Origin of the sequence: Flavimaribacter sediminis (genome assembly GCF_019492055.1) — a bacterium.
Taxonomy (GTDB): Bacteria; Pseudomonadota; Alphaproteobacteria; order Rhizobiales; family Rhizobiaceae; genus Flavimaribacter; species Flavimaribacter sediminis.
The window spans coordinates 102,777-121,511 of record NZ_JAICBX010000006.1 but is presented as its reverse complement, the minus strand read 5'-3'; the positions used below and the strand labels follow the sequence as shown (position 1 = coordinate 121,511).

Genomic DNA, 18,735 nt, shown 5'->3' with positions numbered 1-18,735 from the left:
GACAACTGACAGGGATTCTGTTTGACCACTTACAAAGAAGTGAGGCATGCCGCCACCCAAAAAGGTTCCGGTGAGCGCAAGTTCCCATGCGGACATCAAAGTGCAACATCACCTGACTAGAACGCCCGACATTCCAAAAGGCTATCATACGTCAATGGCGAAATTCGACTCTTATGTTATCTGTACGTCGCCGCGCAGCGGCAGCACCCTTTTGTGCCAGCTCTTGTCGGCAACAGGCGTCGCCGGAAATCCTCATTCCTGGTTTCACCGACCCTCGATCTCCGACTGGCTGAGGACGTTCGACCTGCCTTCGCAGACAGGATTGTCGGAGCCCGACATACTGGCCGCTGTCTTTCGCGCTGCAATCAAGCAGGGAAGTCTCGACACCGGTATGTTTGGATTGCGACTGCAGAGGCACAGTTTCGATTTCTTCACGAAGAAACTGGCGGTTTTGTATCCGACACGGTACGGCGATGGCGAGCGTTTGCAGGCAGCCTTTGGACGAACCCTTTATATACATCTGACCCGCGGCGACAAATTGGGACAGGCGGTTTCGCTTGTCAGGGCTAATCAGACTGGCCTTTGGCACCGGGCGCCGGATGGCGCCGAAATAGAGCGGACGGCGCCACCCCGGGAACCGGTCTATGACGCTGATCTGATAGCCCGAAATCTGGCGGAACTGACAGCCTATGACGAAGACTGGGAACGCTGGTTCGAAAAGGAACGGATCGCACCTGTCCGCGTGACGTATAAAGAGCTTTCCGACGACCCTGTCGCTGTCCTTGTGCGCCTTCTCGAGCAGCTCGGTCTGAACAGCGCAGCTGCGGAGGGGATTGTACCGCAAGTCGCGAAACTGGCGGATGAAACCAGCCAACAATGGGTCGAGCGCTACCTGTCAACACAGGGCGCCTGAGGCGCCTGATGCAAGGCTTTTGCAGAGCGATCTTTCCTTGGTGAAAAGCGCCCCATCGCAACGAAATTTCCGGATTCACCCGATTTGACGCGGCGACAGCTTCGGACTTAGCTACAGCCAGCGCCATCCGCCATTTATCCCGTTGAAATAAATAAGAAACCAAAGGTAACCAAAAGTGACCCGAGATTGGCGTTCAGGCGGCCGATCGGCTATAAATGACAGCAACGATTCGCAATCCTTAAGCAGGCCAGTTTTTGTCAGAACACGATAATTCGCTTACACCGCCTTCCGGACCTTCCGGCGTCGAGCCGGTATCCATCATGGAGGAGATGCAGCGCTCCTATCTTTCCTATGCGATGAGCGTCATCGTCAGCCGCGCCTTGCCGGATGTCAGGGACGGATTGAAGCCGGTGCATCGTCGTATCCTCTACGCCATGCATGAAGGCGGTTTTCACTGGAACCGCAAGTATGTGAAGTCGTCGCGCATCATCGGTGACGTCATGGGTAAATACCATCCCCATGGCGACCAGGCGATTTATGATGCGATGGTGCGTATGGCGCAGGATTTTTCAATGCGCGTGCCGCTCATCGACGGGCAGGGCAATTTCGGTTCCGTTGACGGCGATCCGCCGGCGGCAATGCGATATACAGAATCGCGCCTTGCCAAGGTCGCGCACGAGCTTCTTGAGGATATCGACAAGGAAACGGTCGAATTTCAGGAGAACTACGACGCTTCCGGAAACGAGCCGCGAGTTTTGCCTGCGCGGTTTCCCAATCTGCTCGTCAATGGCGCCGGCGGCATCGCCGTCGGTATGGCGACGAACATACCGCCTCACAATCTTGGAGAGGTCATCGACGGCTGTATTGCAGTCATAGACAACCCCTCTATCGATCTGATGGAACTCCTGCAGATCATTCCCGGACCAGATTTTCCGACGGGCGGTCTGATTCTGGGGCGTTCAGGAATTCGCAGCGCGTACGAGACCGGGCGCGGCTCGGTGCTGATGCGCGGCAAGGTGTCCACCGAGCATATTCGCAACGAGCGTGAAGCCATCATCATTACCGAAATCCCTTACCAGGTGAACAAGGCCGGGATGATCGAGAAGATGGCGGAGCTCGTGCGCGAGAAGCGGATTGAAGGCATCTCCGACATTCGCGACGAATCCGATCGCGAAGGCTATCGCGTCGTTATCGAACTGAAGCGAGACGCTGTCGCCGATGTCGTGATCAACCAGCTTTATCGCTATACGCCGCTGCAGACCTCGTTCGGCTGCAACATGGTGGCGTTGAATGGCGGCAAGCCGGAACAACTGACGCTGATGGACATGCTGAAGGCCTTCATCGCCTTCAGGGAAGAGGTCGTCAGCCGCCGTACGAAGTTCCTGCTCAACAAGGCGCGAGAACGCGCCCACGTTCTCGTTGGCCTCGCAATCGCCGTCGCCAATATCGACGAGGTGATCAATCTTATCAGACGCGCTCCGGATCCGGCGACCGCACGCTCGCAGTTGATGGAACGGCGCTGGCCGGCCAGGGATGTCGAGGCGCTGATCCTGCTGATCGACGACCCGCGCCATCGCATCAACGAGGATGGAACCTACAATCTGTCCGAGGAACAGGCCCGCGCTATTCTCGAATTGCGCCTCGCTCGCCTGACCGCTCTTGGCCGCGACGAAATCGCGGACGAACTCAACGCGATCGGCGACGAGATCAAGGACTATCTGGATATCCTGTCCTCCCGGATCCGGATCATGGAAATCGTCAAGCAGGAACTGACCGACGTGCGCGACGAGTTCGCAACGCCGCGCCGCACGGAGATCCTCGAAGGCGGCGCGGACATGGAGGACGAAGACCTCATCGCGCGCGAGGACATGGTCGTCACCGTCACGCACTCCGGCTACATAAAACGCGTTCCGCTCGCCACCTATCGCGCCCAGCGCAGAGGCGGCAAGGGTCGGTCCGGCATGTCGACGCGCGACGAGGATTTCGTCTCAAGGCTGTTTGTCGCCAATACGCATACGCCGATCCTGTTCTTCTCCTCGCGCGGCATCGTCTACAAGCTCAAGGTCTGGCGCTTGCCGATCGGCACGCCGCAATCCAGGGGCAAGGCGCTGATCAATACGCTTCCGTTGCAACAGGGCGAGCGCATTACCTCCATCATGCCGTTGCCGGAGGACGAGGAGAGCTGGAGCGAACTCGACGTCATGTTCTCGACGACCCGCGGCACGGTTCGCCGCAACAAGTTGTCCGATTTCGTCCAGGTCAATCGCAACGGCAAGATCGCCATGAAGCTGGACGTCGAACAGGACGAGATCCTGAATGTCGAAACCTGCAACGAGTTCGACGACGTATTGCTGACGACTGCGCTCGGACAGTGCATTCGCTTCCCCGTGACCGATGTGCGGGTCTTTGCCGGCCGCAATTCGATCGGGGTGCGCGGCATCGCCATGGCGGACGGAGACAAGGTTATTTCGATGGCCATCCTCGCCCATGTCGAGGCGACGCCGGCCGAACGCTCGCAGTACATAAAATGGAGCAGGGCGGGCGATGTCGAACTGGTCGGAGAGGACGCCGACACCGAAGCCGTCGAGTCCGAAATGTCTGATGAGCGATTGCAGGAACTGCAGGCTCGGGAGCAATTCGTCCTGACGATCAGCGAAAAGGGGTACGGCAAGAGGTCGTCCTCGTATGACTTCCGTATTTCCGGCCGTGGAGGCAAAGGCATTCGCGCGACGGACACCGCCAAGGTGGATGAGATCGGTCCGCTTGTGGCGACTTTCCCGGTCGAGAACGAAGACCAGATCATGCTTGTGTCCAATCGCGGGCAACTCATTCGAGTGCCGGTGGAGGGCATCCGCATCGCCAGCAGGGCGACGAAGGGCGTGACGATCTTTTCAACTGCGGCGGACGAGGCAGTCGTCTCCGTCGAACGGATCAACGAACCGGAAGAGGAAGCCGAAGAGGCCGACGCCGAGGCAGAGATCGAAGGCGGCGATCAGTCTCCCGCCGCGCCATCCGATGGCGAAGGCGAAGGCGAAAGCTGATTGACGACCGATCAATGAAGAAGCCCGGATGGCGGGGGAACCATCCGGGCTCGGGGTAGAGGGTGTTTCAACTGGAGGTCAGAAACTACCCTATGCAGCGGGAACTAACGAGCATTTCGGGGGGGACGGCTCTGGCTCCGCACTGCAATACGTGATTGCTGCTGTTTCATGGCGAGAACGGCTCCACTCATGTTCGCGAGCAAAATGGCTGCGATCAAAACTGCCGAGACTGAGAGTACCGTAATCATGCCTGTTCATCCTTGCCTTGGTTACGTTGTTGTTCAGCAACCTTCGCCGCAAACTTTGATCTAATGTAGTGTCGAAGTCACGGCTTGCAATATGCATCAACAAATATGTGATATTGCACTTGTTGACGGCAATTTCATGGCGAAGGGCGCCAGGCGCGCCTGCCGGGGCGCGTGGGGGCCAGTTCTTCGCGCGGCGCCGCCAGAAGCAAGGCTGACGCGAACACGGTTGCAATGAAAGCAGCGCCTGTGATTGCCAGAATGAACATAACTACACTCCTCGAATTTCTGGCTAAATAATAGAAAAGCATTCTTAAGGCCGGCTGAAGCCCGCGTTCATATTCCATTCATATTAAGAACAGTCTGAAACCATTGAAGAATTGGCGTCAGGCTTGACAAGTGGCCGGCTATTCAGCAGGAACGAGCTACCTTAAACGGGGTGATGCAATGACCACAGCCTTTTATCCGGGATCCTTCGATCCGATCACGAACGGTCATCTCGATATTCTGATGCAGTGTCTCAATATCGTTGATCACCTGGTTGTGGGTATCGGAATTCACGACACCAAGAAGCCGCTATTCAATTTTGAGGAACGCGCGGCTCTGATCGTTGAATCCCTTTCCGAGGCCCTGCCGGGCCAGGAGGAACGGGTCTCGGTGGTGTCTTTCGATAAACTCGCCGTTGACGCTGCGCGCGAAAACAACGCCTCCATCCTCATGCGCGGTTTGCGCGATGGCACCGATCTTGATTTCGAAATGCAGATGGCCGGTATGAACCGCCAGATGGCGTCGGAAGTCCAGACAGTGTTTCTTCCCGCAAGCCCTGTCAACCGGCCCATTACCGCCACATTGGTCAGGCAGATCGCGGCCATGGGCGGAGACGTCGAAGCCTTTGTGCCAGGCCCGGTTTTCAGGGCGTTCGCCAGAAAGCATTCTTGAGGCTTCGCGGAGATCCATCCGTCTGATCCAAAACAGGAGTCACCATGAAATTCTTGAGTATTGCAGTGGGCGCAGCCATGTTTGCGTTCGGTCTTGTCGGCGCCGCAAACGCGCAGGTCGCGCCGGAAAACACCCTGACCATTTCCTTGAAGGACGGGGATGTCGTTATCGAATTGCTGCCGGATGTTGCGCCCAACCACGTCGAGAGGATCAAGAAGCTGGCCGCTGACGGGGCTTACGACAACGTCGCATTCCACCGGGTGATTGAAGGTTTCATGGCGCAAACGGGCGACGTACAGTTCGGCGACATGGAAGAGGGTTTCCAGCCCCGGCGCGCCGGCACAGGCGGATCGGATATGCCTGATCTCAAGCAGGAATTCTCCGATGTGCCATTCGACAAGGGCGTTGTCGGCATGGCGCGAGCGCAGAATCCGGATTCCGCGAATTCGCAATTCTTCATCATGCTGGAAGATGGCCATTTCCTGAACGGCGATTATACGGTATTTGGCCGGGTCATCGACGGCATGGATCACGTTGAAAACATCAAGCTTGGCGACAAGGCGCAAAATGGCGTTGTCGCGGAACCCGATCGCATGATCACCGTTCGCACCGGTTCCTGAAGACAAGGAGAGTACTATTGGCCGACTACAAGGACCCTGAAAACACCATCGTCATGGAAACGACAAAGGGAAAGGTCGTCATCGAGCTGTTTCCCGATGTCGCGCCCAAACACGTGGAGCGCATCAAGTCGCTCAGCAGAGAAAACTTCTATGACGGCGTGGTGTTTCACCGCGTCATTGAAGGGTTCATGGCTCAGACGGGCGATCCCACGGGCACCGGAATGGGTGGATCGGACAAGCCGGACCTTCAGTCCGAGTTCAACAACATGAGCCACGTTCGCGGCACGTGCTCGATGGCGCGCGCGCAGAACCCGCACTCCGCCAACTCCCAGTTCTTCATCTGCTTCGATGACGCTCCTTTCCTCAATCGTCAGTACAGCGTTTGGGGCCAGGTCATTGAAGGCATGGACGCAGTGGATCAGATCAAGCGCGGCGAACCGGTTCGCGATCCGGACAGCATCACGTCGATGCGGGTCGCAGCCGATCTCTGATCGCCGGATTCATCGAGGTTGTGGAGCGCCCGCGTTTCCGACGCGGGCGTTTTGATTGATACGATATGCGTGTTGACCTTTTCGATTTCGACCTGCCTGAAGACCGCATTGCCTTGCGGCCTGCGTCGCCGCGCGACAGCGCCAGGCTGCTGCGGGTCAACCCCCAAGGTGAACTGTCCGATCACACCGTGCGCAATCTGGTCGGTTTCCTGAGGCCGGGCGACGCTCTCGTTTTCAACGACACGCGGGTCATTCCGGCGCAACTGGAAGGGACGCGACACCGGCAAACGCCTGATGGAGAGGCGGTCTCGGATATTTCCGCGACACTGCATATGCGCGTCGCCGATGATTGCTGGAAGGCTTTCGTTCGTCCCGCGAAACGCATCAGGGCGGGCGACCGCTTTTCATTCGGCAAGGACAATGAGGCCTGTTTCGACGGAACCTTGACCGGAGTCATCGAAAGCCGGGGCGAGGGCGGTGAAGCCACACTCAAATTCGATTTTTCCGGACCTGAACTGGACAGGGCGATCGCCGCGGAAGGGCATGTGCCGCTTCCACCCTACATCGCCTCGAAGCGTCCGGAGGATGGCCGCGACCTTGCGGACTACCAGACGGTCTATGCGCGGCACGACGGCGCCGTGGCGGCGCCAACTGCCGGACTGCATTTTACCGAGGATCTGCTGGAAGAACTGGAGCGTCATGGCGTCGAGCGGCATTTCGTGACCCTGCATGTTGGCGCCGGCACGTTTCTTCCGGTCAAGGCGGATGATACGGAAAACCACGTCATGCACGCCGAGATCGGCGAGGTCAGCGACAGCGTCGCAGAGGCGTTGAACGCGGTTCGGCGACGGGGCGGACGGATCGTGTCTGTCGGCACAACGTCATTGCGACTGCTCGAAACGGCTGCAGGCGAAGACGGCGTGTTGCGGCCATGGCGGGGCGCGACGGATATTTTCATTACGCCCGGCTATCAATTTCGCTGTGTCGATATGCTGATGACCAATTTCCATCTGCCGCGCTCGACCTTGTTCATGCTTGTTTCGGCGTTCAGTGGGCGCGATACGATGCTGGCGGCCTATCGCCACGCCATCGACAACGGTTATCGTTTTTATTCGTACGGGGATTCGAGCCTGCTTTCGCGGGCGGAACAGGACCATGACTAAAGGTTTCGGGTTTACGGTGTCGTCGACGGACGGCAAGGCGCGTAGCGGCAAGATTACCATGCCGCGCGGCGAGGTGCGCACTCCTGCCTTCATGCCCGTCGGCACCGGCGGGACCGTCAAGGCCATGTACATGGATCAGGTGCGCGAACTCGGCGCCGATATCATTCTCGGCAACACCTATCACCTGATGCTGCGACCGGGCGCGGAGCGTGTCGCGCGGTTGGGTGGTCTGCATGAATTCGCTCGCTGGCCCGAGCCGATCCTGACCGATTCCGGCGGATTTCAGGTCATGTCGCTGGCGGCGCTGCGCAAGGTGACGGAAGAGGGCGTCGCATTCCAGTCGCATGTCGACGGAAGCCGGCACGACATGTCGCCGGAACGCTCTATCGAAATCCAGGGACTGCTCGATTCCGATATCCAGATGCAACTCGACGAATGCGTGCGGCTGCCAGCCGAACGCGACGAGATCGAGCGGGCGATGGAACTGTCGCTGCGATGGGCGGAGCGCTGCAAGACGGCGTTTGGCGACCAACCCGGCAAGGCAATGTTCGGCATTGTCCAGGGCGGGGACGACGTCGCATTGCGCGAACGTTCGGCCAGCGCGCTTGCGGCGATGGATCTGAAGGGATACGCGGTCGGCGGTCTCGCGGTCGGCGAACCGCAGGACGTGATGCTTGCGATGCTGCAGGCCACCTGTCCGTTGTTGCCGGAGGATCGACCACGGTATCTGATGGGCGTCGGGACGCCGGACGACATCGTGCGCTCCGTGGCGGAAGGCATCGACATGTTCGACTGCGTGATGCCGACGCGGGCCGGACGGCACGGCCTTGCCTACACGCGCAGAGGCAAGGTCAATCTCAGGAATGCGCGTCACGCCGACGACCCGCGTCCGTTGGACGAAGAATCGTCCTGTCCGGCCGCGCGGGACTATTCACGCGCCTATCTGCACCACCTGGTTCGGTCGAACGAGACATTGGGCGGCATGCTCCTGAGCTGGAACAACCTGCACTATTACCAGCAACTCATGGCCGGCATTCGCGGCGCCATTGGCGAAGCGCGCTACGGCGATTTCACCGCCGAGGTTCAGGAGCAATGGGCGCGCGGAGACATCGCTCCGCTATGAACCGTCGGCGCTACTTCAGTCGATCGGCGTGCCAACGCAGGTGATCGGCCATGAAAGTCGACATGAAATAGTAGGAGTGGTCGTAGCCCTCCTGCATCCGCAGTGTGAGCGGGATTCCCGCATCCTTGCAGACTTCCTCGAACAGCCAGGGCCGCAGGCCGTCGTCGAGAAACTCGTCGGCTGTTCCCTGGTCGATCAGGAACTCTGAAAACCATGCGCCGCTGGAAACAAGCGCACAGGCGTCGTATTCTTTCCAGTCTTCCGGGCCGCCGCCGAGATAGGCGCCAAGCGCCTTGACGGACCAGTCCGCTGTCGTGGGTTCAACGATCGGCGCAAAGGCAGAACAGCTTTTGTAGATATCAGGGTTCTTCAACGCGACGGTCAACGCGCCGTGGCCGCCCATCGAGTGACCGAAGACGCCCTGTTTCTTCATGTCGACTGGGAAGTTCTTCTCGATCAGCGCCGGCAATTCGCCGGTTACATAGCTGTACATCTGATAGTGCTGCTTCCACGGATCGACGCGGGCGTCGACATAGAACCCTGCGCCGGTTCCCATCTTCCAGCCCTCTGCATCAGCCACCGCGTCGCCGCGCGGGCTCGTGTCGGGGCAGACGATGATCAGGCCGAGTTCGGCAGCCATTTTTCTGTATTCGCCCTTTTCCATGACATTCGCATGGGTGCAGGTCAGGCCTGAAAGATACCAGAGAACAGGGCAGGGACCGTCCTCGGCCTCGGGCGGAACGAAAACGGCGAAAGTCATGTCGCAAGAGCAGGTGTTGGAGGCGTGACGGTAAACGCCTTGCGTTCCACCGTGTGACTTCCATTTCGATACGACTTCCATGACTGTCTCCAATCCAGTTTATTACACTTCAGACCATATGCTTAACATATTCGACGCTCAGGCGTTCCGGGCCTGGCGTGCGACATCTTCGAGCGTTTGCAGGAATTGCGACCTGTCCCGCGACGAGAAGGCGGCGTTGTAGCCCTTGATTTCTCCGCTTTCGCGCAAATGCTGATTGAGATCGCGCATCGCCGAGACCATTCCGATATTGCCTGCGTCAAAGCGCCTGCCGGTCGGGCCGAGCACGAGCGCGCCATTCTCCACGCAACGCGAGGCGAGCGGAATATCCGCTGTAACGACGATATCGTTGCTTTGCGCGTGCTCGACGATCCAGTCGTCCGCGGCGTCGAATTTATCTGAAACGATGACGTTTCTCACCATCGGATCACGCGAAGGGCGCAAGCCGCCGTTGGCGACGAAAATCACCGGCATGCCGTGTCGTTCTGCGACCTTGAGTATCTCGTTCTTTACAGGGCAGGCGTCCGCATCGACATAGATCGAGGCGGACGCGGCCCTGTTTTCGTCAGTAGAGGACAACGGAGCGGATGGATTCGCCCGAATGCATCAGATCGAAGCCCTTGTTGATCTCGTCGAGCGAGAGCGTGTGGGTGATCATCGGGTCGATTTCGATCTGGCCGTTCATGTACCAGTCGACGATTTTCGGAACATCCGTGCGGCCCCGTGCGCCGCCGAAAGCAGTTCCGCGCCAGGAACGGCCGGTGACGAGCTGGAACGGGCGCGTCGAGATTTCCTGACCGGATCCGGCGACGCCGATGATGATCGATTCGCCCCAACCCTTGTGGCAGCATTCAAGCGCGTCGCGCATCACCTTGGTATTGCCGATGCATTCGAAGGAGTAGTCGGCGCCGCCCTTCGTCAGATCCACGAGATAGGGAACGAGGTCGCCTTCGACTTCGCCCGGATTGACGAAATGGGTCATGCCGAATTTCTCGCCCCACTCCTTCTTGTCGTTGTTGAGATCAACGCCGACAATCATCTCGGCGCCGATGAGGCGCAGACCCTGGATAACGTTGAGGCCGATGCCGCCCAGACCGAAGACGACGGCCCGGCATCCGGCTTCCGCCTTGGCCGTATTGATAACGGCGCCTATGCCGGTCGTTACGCCGCAGCCGACATAGCAGACCTTCTCGAACGGCGCGTCAGGATGGATTTTGGCGACCGCAATCTCGGGAAGCACCGTGTAGTTGGCGAAGGTGGACGTGCCCATGTAGTGGAAGATCTTCTCGCCATTGACAGAGAACCGGGACGTGCCGTTCGGCATCAGGCCCTGTCCCTGGGTGGTGCGTATCGCCTGGCAGAGATTGGTTTTCGGGTTCAGGCAATATTCGCATTCCCGGCACTCCGGCGTATAGAGCGGGATGACGTGGTCGCCGGGTTTGACGGATTTCACGCCGGGGCCGACTTCGCGGACGATGCCTGCGCCTTCATGGCCGAGAATGGCGGGAAAGATGCCTTCGGGATCGGCTCCGGACAGCGTGAACTCGTCCGTGTGACAGATGCCTGTCGCCTTGATTTCGACCAGAACCTCGCCTTCTTGAGGTCCTTCGAGCTGCACCGTGGTGACTTCGAGTGGTTTTCCTGCCTCAACGGCAACGGCCGCGCGTACATCCATCGGCTGGCTCTCCCTTGGCTGACTGAATCTGTTTGTTTTACCGGTATTTTCGATAAAGGAGAAAGAAGCAACAGTACAGTGTCAATGCCTGTGCTCTCTTTCAGCCGATTTGCTTTGCCGAATTACTGGTTCTCGAGCTGGCGGGACATGCGTTCGGCTTCCTGCTCCAGCGTGTCGATCATTTTGCCCATCGATGCGTGGGCCCGCTTCAGCTTCGAAAGCTGTGTCATCATGACATGAAGCTCCGAATTGACGGCGGGAGTGCTTGGCAATTCGCCGATGCCGGTCAGAAGCCAGGTCGGGGACACGCCAAGCATGCCGGCGAGCATGATGACCCGGTTGGAACGCGGCTCCGAGCGATCATTTTCCCAGGCCTGGACGGTTTCAGTCTTCACGCCCAGTCGACGCGCCAGTTGCGCCGTCGACAGTTCAAGAGCGTCGCGCGCCCGGGAGATCCGCCCTCCTATTGTATCGTCCTGGTCATGTATGTCGAAAGACTGATTCACGATTTGCTCCGCCAGCGAATTTGAGATAGCGATCACCTTGCAGGTCTGATTTCAGAAAACAGGTTACGCTTAACAAATGGGTTCGCCGTTTCCAACAGCGGCGCCAGGTTTTTTGTTTGCGCTGTGATCCGCCCAAACGCGAATTGCCTGAGTAAAGGCGGGGAGCAATTGAATTTCATCAGAAATAACACCAGTTTGCAGAGCTTGGGACGAGTGCTGACTTGAGAAAGGCGAACGGTGCGAATATTTGCAGTCTCGGACATTCACGTCGATCACGAGGTCAACGCGCGGTGGTTCAATGGCCTGTCTGAGGTGGATTTTACGGACGACTATCTCATTCTGGCGGGTGATGTTTCCCATGTGCTAGGGGAAATCGAAACCGTTTTCGATCGCGCCAGCCGAAAATTCGCGCGGGTGTTCTACGTGCCTGGCAACCACGATCTCTGGCTGCGCAATGAAACGCAGTTTGCATCGTCGCTGGACAAATTCGATGCTGTGCATGACCTGGCCGACGACGTCGGAATTGTGACCGAGGCGCATCACGAGGATGGATTGTCGATTGTTCCGCTTCTTGGCTGGTACGACTATTCCTTCGGCGCGCCGGGCAACATCTTGAAAAGCGCCTGGAGCGATTACCGACTTTGCAAATGGCCGCAGGGCCATGACGACGCGTCGGTGACACGGCGTTTTCTGGCTATGAACGAGCCGCTTCCCGACATGCCGGCCGGCAACAAAGTCATCAGCTTTTCACATTTTCTGCCACGGATCGACGTGATGCCGAGACGCATTCCGCCGCACCGGAGGTTTGTTTATCCGGTGCTCGGCAGCGACAGTATCGACGCGCAGGTCCGGCGGCTTTCTTCCCATATTCACGTCTATGGACACAGCCACGTCAACCGCAATGTCACGATTGACGGCGTGACCTATATCAACAACGCCTACGGCTATCCGAAAGAGACGCGGATATCAGCGAAACGGTTGGTCGTCATCCACGAAGATTGAGGCTGCTCATTCTATCGCGAGCCGCGATTTCAACCTGTCGATCGCCTCGACCTGCAGGTGGTTCAATCCCCCGTCCGCGCCGGCCACGTCCGTGACGAGGTCAACGAGCTCCCGTCGCTCGTTCATGTCGAGCGACCCGGTCCACAGTCGGCCAAGCCGGAGCGATATGTTATTCGGGTCGGGAATTTCCCGGACAACCCATTTTGCGAACACCAGCTCCTCCTCGGTTTCCGCGATGTCCAGTACGTCGGTCATCAATCGCGTCAGCGTCTCTTCCTGGGCCTGAGACAAGTGCCTGTCGCCGCCAGCGACAGCCACGGCCATGACGACGGCGGCGGTTCTCGGGTCCTTGATCGCCGTGATTGGCGAGCCTTCGACCTTCTTTTTGAAACTGCGGCGGCGGTATGCGCCGCGCGCGCGTCCGGCGGCGTCGATGACCTCGGAAGCTGCGTCATTCGCCCGCCGGATAAAAAACCAGTAGTAGCTGACGGCGCCAACGATACCCAGTATTGCGACAAGGATGTGCATCGTTTCTCTGGACTCGGTTGATAAAGGATACGGTGATGCGTGCAATTTGAAGTAGAAACTTCAGGACACTTTATTCAAACTGTCGCTGGCATGTCCAGTCACTGTCGCCTTGCCTCGCGCTCAAACATCGCTATTGGTTGAGCGGACAGGATTCAGTAACAGCGGTGGTGTTTTGAACAATCCGGCGCTCTCCGTTCCCGATCATCGTTTTCAGGCGGCTTTCGTCATGGCCTGCGCAATGCTGGCCATGCCGCTTATGGATGTCGGGGGCAAATACCTGACCTTGTATGAGGGCGTATCGCCGGGAACGAACACGTTTTTCCGTTTTCTCGTCCAGATGATCCTGACGGGCGCCGTGATTGTCGCTTTCGACGGAGTAGCGGCCCTTCGACCCAACCAGCTTCTTTTGAATCTGTTGAGAGGCGTGCTGCTTGCCGCTGCAAGCGGTATCTTCCTGATCGCCATCAAGTATGTGCCGCTTGCCGACGCGCTCGCCATATTTTTCGTTGAACCGTTCATCCTCACAGCCATGTCGGCTGTGTTCCTGCGGGAGCAGGTGGGTTGGCGTCGCTGGCTTGCGATTGTTGTCGGCTTCAGCGGCGCCCTGCTGGTTATCCGCCCCAATTTCCTCGAATTCGGCGCGGTCTCGCTTTTGCCGTTGCTGACAGCCACAACTTTCGCCACCTATCTGCTCCTGAACAAGGTTCTTTCGGCTCGCGACAATTCGATGGTGATGCAGAGCTCGGCCGGGCTGGGAGGATGCCTGTTCGCCGCAGCCATACTGGTCTTCGGTTCGGCTGCCGGCGTCGACGATCTGGCCTGGACGCCGCCGGTCTCGGCGATTGCCGTTGCTATCCTGATCGGCGTTGGCGTCGTCTCGTCCTTCGGGCATCTGCTCATCGTCAGCGCCTTTCGCCTCGCGCCGGCTTCTCTCCTGGCTCCCTTCCAGTATTTCGAGATCGTGTCGGGCGCAGTCCTGGGGTACATCGTCTTCAATGAATTCCCCGAGTTCATTGAATGGATCGGCGTCGCGATCATCGTGGCGTCCGGACTGTATATCCTCTATCGCGAGCGACAGCTTGCAAGGGCGGTCAGCAAATAGACCGGGCAAGGTCTTGTCATTACTATTTGTTCCCGACTAATACAGAGTTCGCGTCGCGGGGGTGCACGAACGCGATGGCCGCATGACGCGGCCGGAATTCGGGAGAAGTCTATGTTCACAAAAATCCTCATTGCCAATCGTGGCGAGATCGCATGCCGGGTCATCAAGACGGCGAAGCGCATGGGGATTGGAACAGTCGCGGTCTATTCGGACGCGGACAGGGAAGCGCTGCATGTGTCGATGGCCGACGAAGCGGTGCATATCGGCGCGGCGGCGGCAGCGGAAAGCTATCTGGTCGCCGACAAGATCATCGCCGCCTGCCAGGAAACCGGCGCGCAAGCCGTACATCCGGGCTATGGCTTCCTCTCCGAGCGGGCGAGCTTCTGCGAGGCGTTGGAAAGCCGGGGCATCACATTCATCGGCCCCAAGCCGCACGCCATCACCGCCATGGGCGACAAGATCGAATCGAAGAAATTCGCCAACGAAGCCAAGGTCAACACGGTGCCGGGCTATCTCGGCGAGATCGACGACACGGAGGAGGCGATAAAGATCGCATCGGAGATCGGATATCCGGTGATGATCAAGGCTTCCGCAGGCGGCGGCGGCAAGGGCATGCGCATCGCATGGGACGAATCGGAGGTGGCCGACGGCTTCGACCGCGCAAGGTCCGAGGCGCGCAACTCGTTCGGCGACGACCGGGTCTTCATCGAGAAATTCGTCGTCGAGCCGCGGCATATCGAGATCCAGGTTCTGGCCGACAGCCACGGCGAATGCATCTATCTCGGCGAGCGTGAATGCTCGATCCAGCGGCGCAACCAGAAGGTCGTCGAGGAGGCGCCGTCCTCCTTCCTCGACGAGGCGACGCGCAAGGCGATGGGCGAGCAGGCCGTCGCCCTGGCCAAGGCCGTGCAATACCAGAGCGCCGGCACCGTCGAGTTCATCGTCGACAAGGATCGCAATTTCTATTTCCTCGAGATGAACACCCGCCTGCAGGTGGAGCATCCCGTGACGGAACTCATCACCGGCGTCGATCTCGTCGAGCAGATGATCCGCGTCGCCGCCGGCGAGAAGCTGGCGATCAGACAGGACGACGTGACGCTGAACGGCTGGGCTGTCGAAAGCCGCCTTTACGCCGAGGACCCGTATCGCAACTTCCTTCCCTCCATTGGCCGGCTGACGCGCTATCGGCCGCCGCAGGAAGGCCAATTCGGCGATATCGTCGTGCGCAACGACACCGGGGTCTTCGAGGGCGCGGAGATCACCATGTTCTACGACCCGATGGTGGCGAAGCTGTGCACCTGGGCGCCGGACAGGGCCCGCGCCATTGAGGCGATGAGCATCGCGCTCGACGGGTTTCTGGTCGAAGGCATCGAGCATAATATCCCGTTCCTCGCAGCCCTGATGCAGCACCCGCGCTGGCTTTCCGGCGACATTTCGACCGGCTTCATCGCCGAGGAATATCCGGACGGCTTTCATCCCGCCGAACCCGACGAGGAACAGCAAAGAACGCTCGCGGCCATCGCGCTTTCGGCCGAGCTTCTGCGCAAGGAACGGCTCGACCGGTTCGCCGACCGGCTGGCGCCCCATTCCGGCAAGACAAGACAAGACTGGGAAGTGCGCATCGGCGACAGCTACCTCAAGGCGCATCTGGTCGAAAGCAAGATCGGTATGCCGATGACGCTGACTGTCGAGATCGACGGACAGCCGGCCATAACGGTCGAGACCGCCTGGCGGCCGGGCGAATTCATCTGGCGCGGTACAGTTGGCGAGAGGTCCGTGACAGCCCAGCTGCGGCCGGTTCTCAATGGTTTGCGGGTCGACTGGCGCGGCCTGTCGGTGCGGGCGCGGGTGATGTCGCCGTCGATCGCCGAGATGGACCGGCTGATGCCCGTGAAGCTGCCGCCGGACACCTCCAAGATGCTTCTGTGCCCGATGCCTGGACTGGTCGTCTCGATCGCGGTATCCGAGGGTCAGGAAGTCAAGGCCGGCGAGACGCTGGCCGTGGTCGAAGCCATGAAGATGGAAAATGTGCTCAGAGCAGAGCGCGACGCTGTGGTGAGCAAGCTCAACGCAGCGCCCGGCGAGAGCCTTGCCGTCGACGCCGTGATCATGGAATTCGAATAGGCTCCGGCTCCGCTACGGGCGTCGTACCGCCGAAAACCGTCTCGAAGCTCGTCTTCAACGCGACATCGACATCGCCCATGGTGACGGGCAGGCCGAGATCGACCAGGCTGGTGACGCCGTAATCGGCGACGCCACAGGGCACGATGCCGCTGAAATGCTCCAGATCCGGCTCGACATTGATCGCAATGCCATGGAAGCTTACCCAGCGCCGCAGGCGAATGCCGATCGCGGCGATCTTGTCTTCCGCAGGCGAGCCGTCGGGCAGGGGCGGCCTGTCCGGCCGCACGACCCAAACGCCGACCCGGTCTTCACGCCGTTCGCCCCTGATGTTCATCTCGTCGAGCGTTCGGATGATCCAGTCTTCGAGCGAGGAGACAAAGGCGCGCACGTCGCAGCGCCGCCGCTTGAGATCAAGCATCACATAGGCGACGCGCTGGCCCGGCCCGTGATAGGTGAACTCGCCGCCGCGGCCTGTCTGGAACACCGGAAAGCGGTCCGGCGCGATGAGATCCGCCTCGCGGGCGCTGGTGCCGGCGGTATAGAGCGGGGGGTGCTCGACGAGCCAGACGAGTTCATCGGCTTCGCCCGCGCTGATCGCAGCGGCGCGGTCTTCCATGACGCGGATTGCCTGCTGATAGTCGACGAGGCCCGGCTCCACTTTCCACTGCACGGGCGGGGAGCCCGGTTGTGCGAAGAAACCCGATGCGATTGCGTCACGATTCATGGCTGCGCAGTCCTGCTTTCGACAGAGTGTATTTGGAACGGTTCCACGGTTCATGCAAGGGGGCGGGGCTCCGGCGGAGCAGTCTATGTCCTTGTAATTGAAGCGACAGTGAAAAAGCGCAAAAGCCTCTTGTATAGCCTAAAGTGATTTGGTACATGCGGCGCGCCGGTGACGGCTTCTACCACGTGCGGTCGTGGCGGAATTGGTAGACGCGCAGCGTTGAGGTCGCTGTGGGGCAACCCGTGGAAGTTCGAGTCTTCTCGACCGCACCAGCAATAATCCTGACAAGTAATTGAAATTGCAGGATAAAACCCAGTTGCAAAATCTCACAAATTGATTGGTTGTGAAATTCCGTGCTACAAAACGTGCTACATTTTGCGATGTAGGGGCGTATTTTGGGGCGGCACAAATCAATTCCGAACGAGGTCAAATCTCGTGATCCGGATCGCTATCTGAAAAAACGGCACGGCCATTGGCACTATCAGCGCCGTGTACCTGTCTATATCCGCGAATTTGATGCTCGTGGCTTTATCCGCAAGTCACTGAAAACCACGTCGCTTGAAATCGCCCGTATGCGCCGGGACGAGATTGAGAAGGCGGATAACCTCTTCTGGGCGAGTCTTGCCGCCGGCGAAGCGCCTGCTGGCGCGACCGATCGCTACTATGCAGCGGTGAAACGAGCTGTCGCTATGGGCTTCGTCTACAGGCCGGCCGAGATCCTTGCGGAAGTGGTTGCGACCGAGGAGATCATAGCGCGCGCCATTAGGGTGTCCAGTCGAGGGCCGGTCATCGCTGAAGCACTGCTCGGCGGTGCCGACCTTCCGAACCTGTCTGTAAGTCAGGCCATGGAATTCTACCTCGACACAATCGGTATTGAGGAGGTGCGTGGCCACAGCCCGAAGCAGATCAGGAGCTGGAAGAAGGTGAAGCGACGTGCCTCGAGCAATTTCGTTAGGGTTATCAGCGACATTCCTCTCCTGGATGTCACTAACGACCAGGCACAGACATTCTGGCGGTGGTGGTTTGATCGGATCAGTGCCGGGGAGGTCGGGCCAAGCGCCGGCAACCGGGATGTCGGAAACATGCGAAAGCTCCATCGTGAATTCTGTAAATGGCACAAGGTCGACCGACCCAATCCGTTCAACGATCTCAGCTTCACGATACGCAAGTCGAAAAAGAAGAAGCGTCCGCCATTCTCTCTCGAGTGGATTCGGAATGTCATTCTGGCTCCCGATGCGCTTTCGGGATTGAATGTTGAAGCAAAGGATATTCTCCTTGCACTGATTGAGACCGGCGCTCGGCCTTCAGAGATCTGCAACATTCCGGAGAGGAACATCAAACTGGATGTGAAGGTGCCGCACTTGGTCATCGAATTTGCTGATGATCGGGCCCTCAAGACCGAGTCCAGCGAGCGCGAGATTCCGCTTGTCGGTGTAGCTCTGGAGGCCATGGAAAGGCACCCACAAGGATTTCCGCGCTATCGTGACAAGGAAGACAACCTATCGGCCGTACTCATGAAATATTTGCGTGCTAATGGCCTCTTGGAGACCAAGGACCACGGTGTCTATTCACTGCGGCATAGCTTCGAGAAGCGGATGGTGGAGGCGGGACTTACAGACGATTTTCGGCGTTTAATTATGGGGCACCATATCGAGCGGCCGGAGTACGGAGATGGTGGTTCGCTGGAATGGCGTCGCGAGCAACTGGAGAAGATCGCTCTGCATGATGCGAATTAGGAAT

18 protein-coding genes and 1 tRNA gene are annotated in these 18,735 nt (G+C 58.9%); 12 read left to right on the top strand and 7 right to left on the bottom strand.

Annotation, left to right across the window (positions count from 1 at the left end; translation table 11 throughout):
- The first annotated feature begins 46 nt into the window (after positions 1–46).
- On the top strand, positions 47–913 hold the full coding sequence (locus K1W69_RS24760) for a Stf0 family sulfotransferase (RefSeq protein ID WP_258571351.1): 867 nt from the start codon (positions 47–49) through the stop codon (positions 911–913).
- A gap of 320 nt (positions 914–1,233) precedes the next feature.
- A complete protein-coding gene (gyrA, locus tag K1W69_RS24755) occupies positions 1,234–3,954 on the top strand; it encodes a DNA gyrase subunit A (RefSeq protein ID WP_220231271.1) in 2,721 nt (906 codons plus the stop codon).
- A 382-nt stretch (positions 3,955–4,336) separates the two neighbouring features.
- On the opposite strand, the gene K1W69_RS27220 is transcribed toward gyrA, so the two are convergent.
- Positions 4,337–4,468 (bottom strand): hypothetical protein, encoded by a 132-nt coding sequence (locus tag K1W69_RS27220; protein WP_258571349.1) that lies wholly within the window; start codon positions 4,466–4,468, stop codon positions 4,337–4,339.
- Positions 4,469–4,646: 178 nt separating this feature from the next.
- Between K1W69_RS27220 and coaD the strand changes: the two genes are divergently transcribed.
- The 5 genes from coaD to tgt all read left to right on the top strand — a co-directional run bounded on the left by coaD (position 4,647) and on the right by tgt (position 8,535).
- Positions 4,647–5,138 carry a pantetheine-phosphate adenylyltransferase gene (coaD, locus tag K1W69_RS24750; protein ID WP_220231151.1) on the top strand — a complete coding sequence of 164 codons (492 nt, stop codon included), beginning with the start codon at positions 4,647–4,649 and terminating at the stop codon, positions 5,136–5,138.
- Positions 5,139–5,182: 44 nt separating this feature from the next.
- A complete protein-coding gene (locus K1W69_RS24745; RefSeq protein ID WP_220231150.1) occupies positions 5,183–5,758 on the top strand; it encodes a peptidylprolyl isomerase in 576 nt (191 codons plus the stop codon).
- A 17-nt stretch (positions 5,759–5,775) separates the two neighbouring features.
- Positions 5,776–6,249, top strand: a complete 474-nt coding sequence (locus K1W69_RS24740) for a peptidylprolyl isomerase (protein ID WP_220231149.1) — start codon at positions 5,776–5,778, stop codon at positions 6,247–6,249.
- A 65-nt stretch (positions 6,250–6,314) separates the two neighbouring features.
- Positions 6,315–7,412, top strand: coding sequence for a tRNA preQ1(34) S-adenosylmethionine ribosyltransferase-isomerase QueA (gene queA, locus K1W69_RS24735; protein ID WP_220231148.1), 1,098 nt, complete (start codon positions 6,315–6,317; stop codon positions 7,410–7,412).
- A complete protein-coding gene (gene tgt / locus K1W69_RS24730; protein ID WP_220231147.1) occupies positions 7,405–8,535 on the top strand; it encodes a tRNA guanosine(34) transglycosylase Tgt in 1,131 nt (376 codons plus the stop codon). Before queA ends, tgt begins: the two co-directional genes overlap by 8 nt.
- A gap of 10 nt (positions 8,536–8,545) precedes the next feature.
- Here the strand turns inward: tgt and fghA are convergent, their stop codons facing one another.
- From fghA to K1W69_RS24710, 4 genes are all read right to left on the bottom strand, one after another.
- Positions 8,546–9,376: an S-formylglutathione hydrolase gene (fghA, locus tag K1W69_RS24725; RefSeq protein WP_220231146.1), complete on the bottom strand. Its 831-nt coding sequence runs from the start codon at positions 9,374–9,376 to the stop codon at positions 8,546–8,548.
- Positions 9,377–9,433: 57 nt separating this feature from the next.
- Positions 9,434–9,913, bottom strand: coding sequence for a YaiI/YqxD family protein (locus tag K1W69_RS24720; RefSeq protein WP_258571348.1), 480 nt, complete (start codon positions 9,911–9,913; stop codon positions 9,434–9,436).
- Positions 9,900–11,009 (bottom strand): S-(hydroxymethyl)glutathione dehydrogenase/class III alcohol dehydrogenase, encoded by a 1,110-nt coding sequence (locus K1W69_RS24715; RefSeq protein ID WP_220231145.1) that lies wholly within the window; start codon positions 11,007–11,009, stop codon positions 9,900–9,902. The genes K1W69_RS24720 and K1W69_RS24715 overlap by 14 nt, the downstream gene beginning before the upstream one ends.
- 122 nt (positions 11,010–11,131) lie before the next feature.
- Positions 11,132–11,515, bottom strand: a complete 384-nt coding sequence (locus tag K1W69_RS24710; RefSeq protein WP_370688311.1) for a helix-turn-helix domain-containing protein — start codon at positions 11,513–11,515, stop codon at positions 11,132–11,134.
- Between the two features lie 237 nt (positions 11,516–11,752).
- Between K1W69_RS24710 and K1W69_RS24705 the strand changes: the two genes are divergently transcribed.
- A complete protein-coding gene (locus K1W69_RS24705) occupies positions 11,753–12,517 on the top strand; it encodes a metallophosphoesterase (protein WP_220231144.1) in 765 nt (254 codons plus the stop codon).
- 6 nt (positions 12,518–12,523) lie between these two features.
- Here K1W69_RS24705 and K1W69_RS24700 read toward each other — a convergent pair whose 3' ends face one another.
- Positions 12,524–13,045: a tellurite resistance TerB family protein gene (locus K1W69_RS24700; RefSeq protein ID WP_220231143.1), complete on the bottom strand. Its 522-nt coding sequence runs from the start codon at positions 13,043–13,045 to the stop codon at positions 12,524–12,526.
- A 172-nt stretch (positions 13,046–13,217) separates the two neighbouring features.
- Between K1W69_RS24700 and K1W69_RS24695 the strand changes: the two genes are divergently transcribed.
- Complete coding sequence (locus K1W69_RS24695; RefSeq protein ID WP_258571347.1) at positions 13,218–14,147, top strand: DMT family transporter; 930 nt, start codon at positions 13,218–13,220, stop codon at positions 14,145–14,147.
- Positions 14,148–14,258: 111 nt separating this feature from the next.
- Complete coding sequence (locus K1W69_RS24690) at positions 14,259–16,271, top strand: acetyl-CoA carboxylase biotin carboxylase subunit (RefSeq protein ID WP_220231142.1); 2,013 nt, start codon at positions 14,259–14,261, stop codon at positions 16,269–16,271.
- Here the strand turns inward: K1W69_RS24690 and lipB are convergent.
- Complete coding sequence (gene lipB / locus K1W69_RS24685; RefSeq protein WP_220231141.1) at positions 16,255–16,995, bottom strand: lipoyl(octanoyl) transferase LipB; 741 nt, start codon at positions 16,993–16,995, stop codon at positions 16,255–16,257. The genes K1W69_RS24690 and lipB overlap by 17 nt on opposite strands.
- A gap of 187 nt (positions 16,996–17,182) precedes the next feature.
- On the opposite strand from lipB, the gene K1W69_RS24680 reads away from it, so the two are divergent.
- Positions 17,183–17,267 (top strand) — tRNA-Leu (locus K1W69_RS24680).
- A gap of 123 nt (positions 17,268–17,390) precedes the next feature.
- Positions 17,391–18,731: a DUF6538 domain-containing protein gene (locus K1W69_RS24675; RefSeq protein ID WP_258571346.1), complete on the top strand. Its 1,341-nt coding sequence runs from the start codon at positions 17,391–17,393 to the stop codon at positions 18,729–18,731.
- Positions 18,732–18,735: the final 4 nt, after the last annotated feature.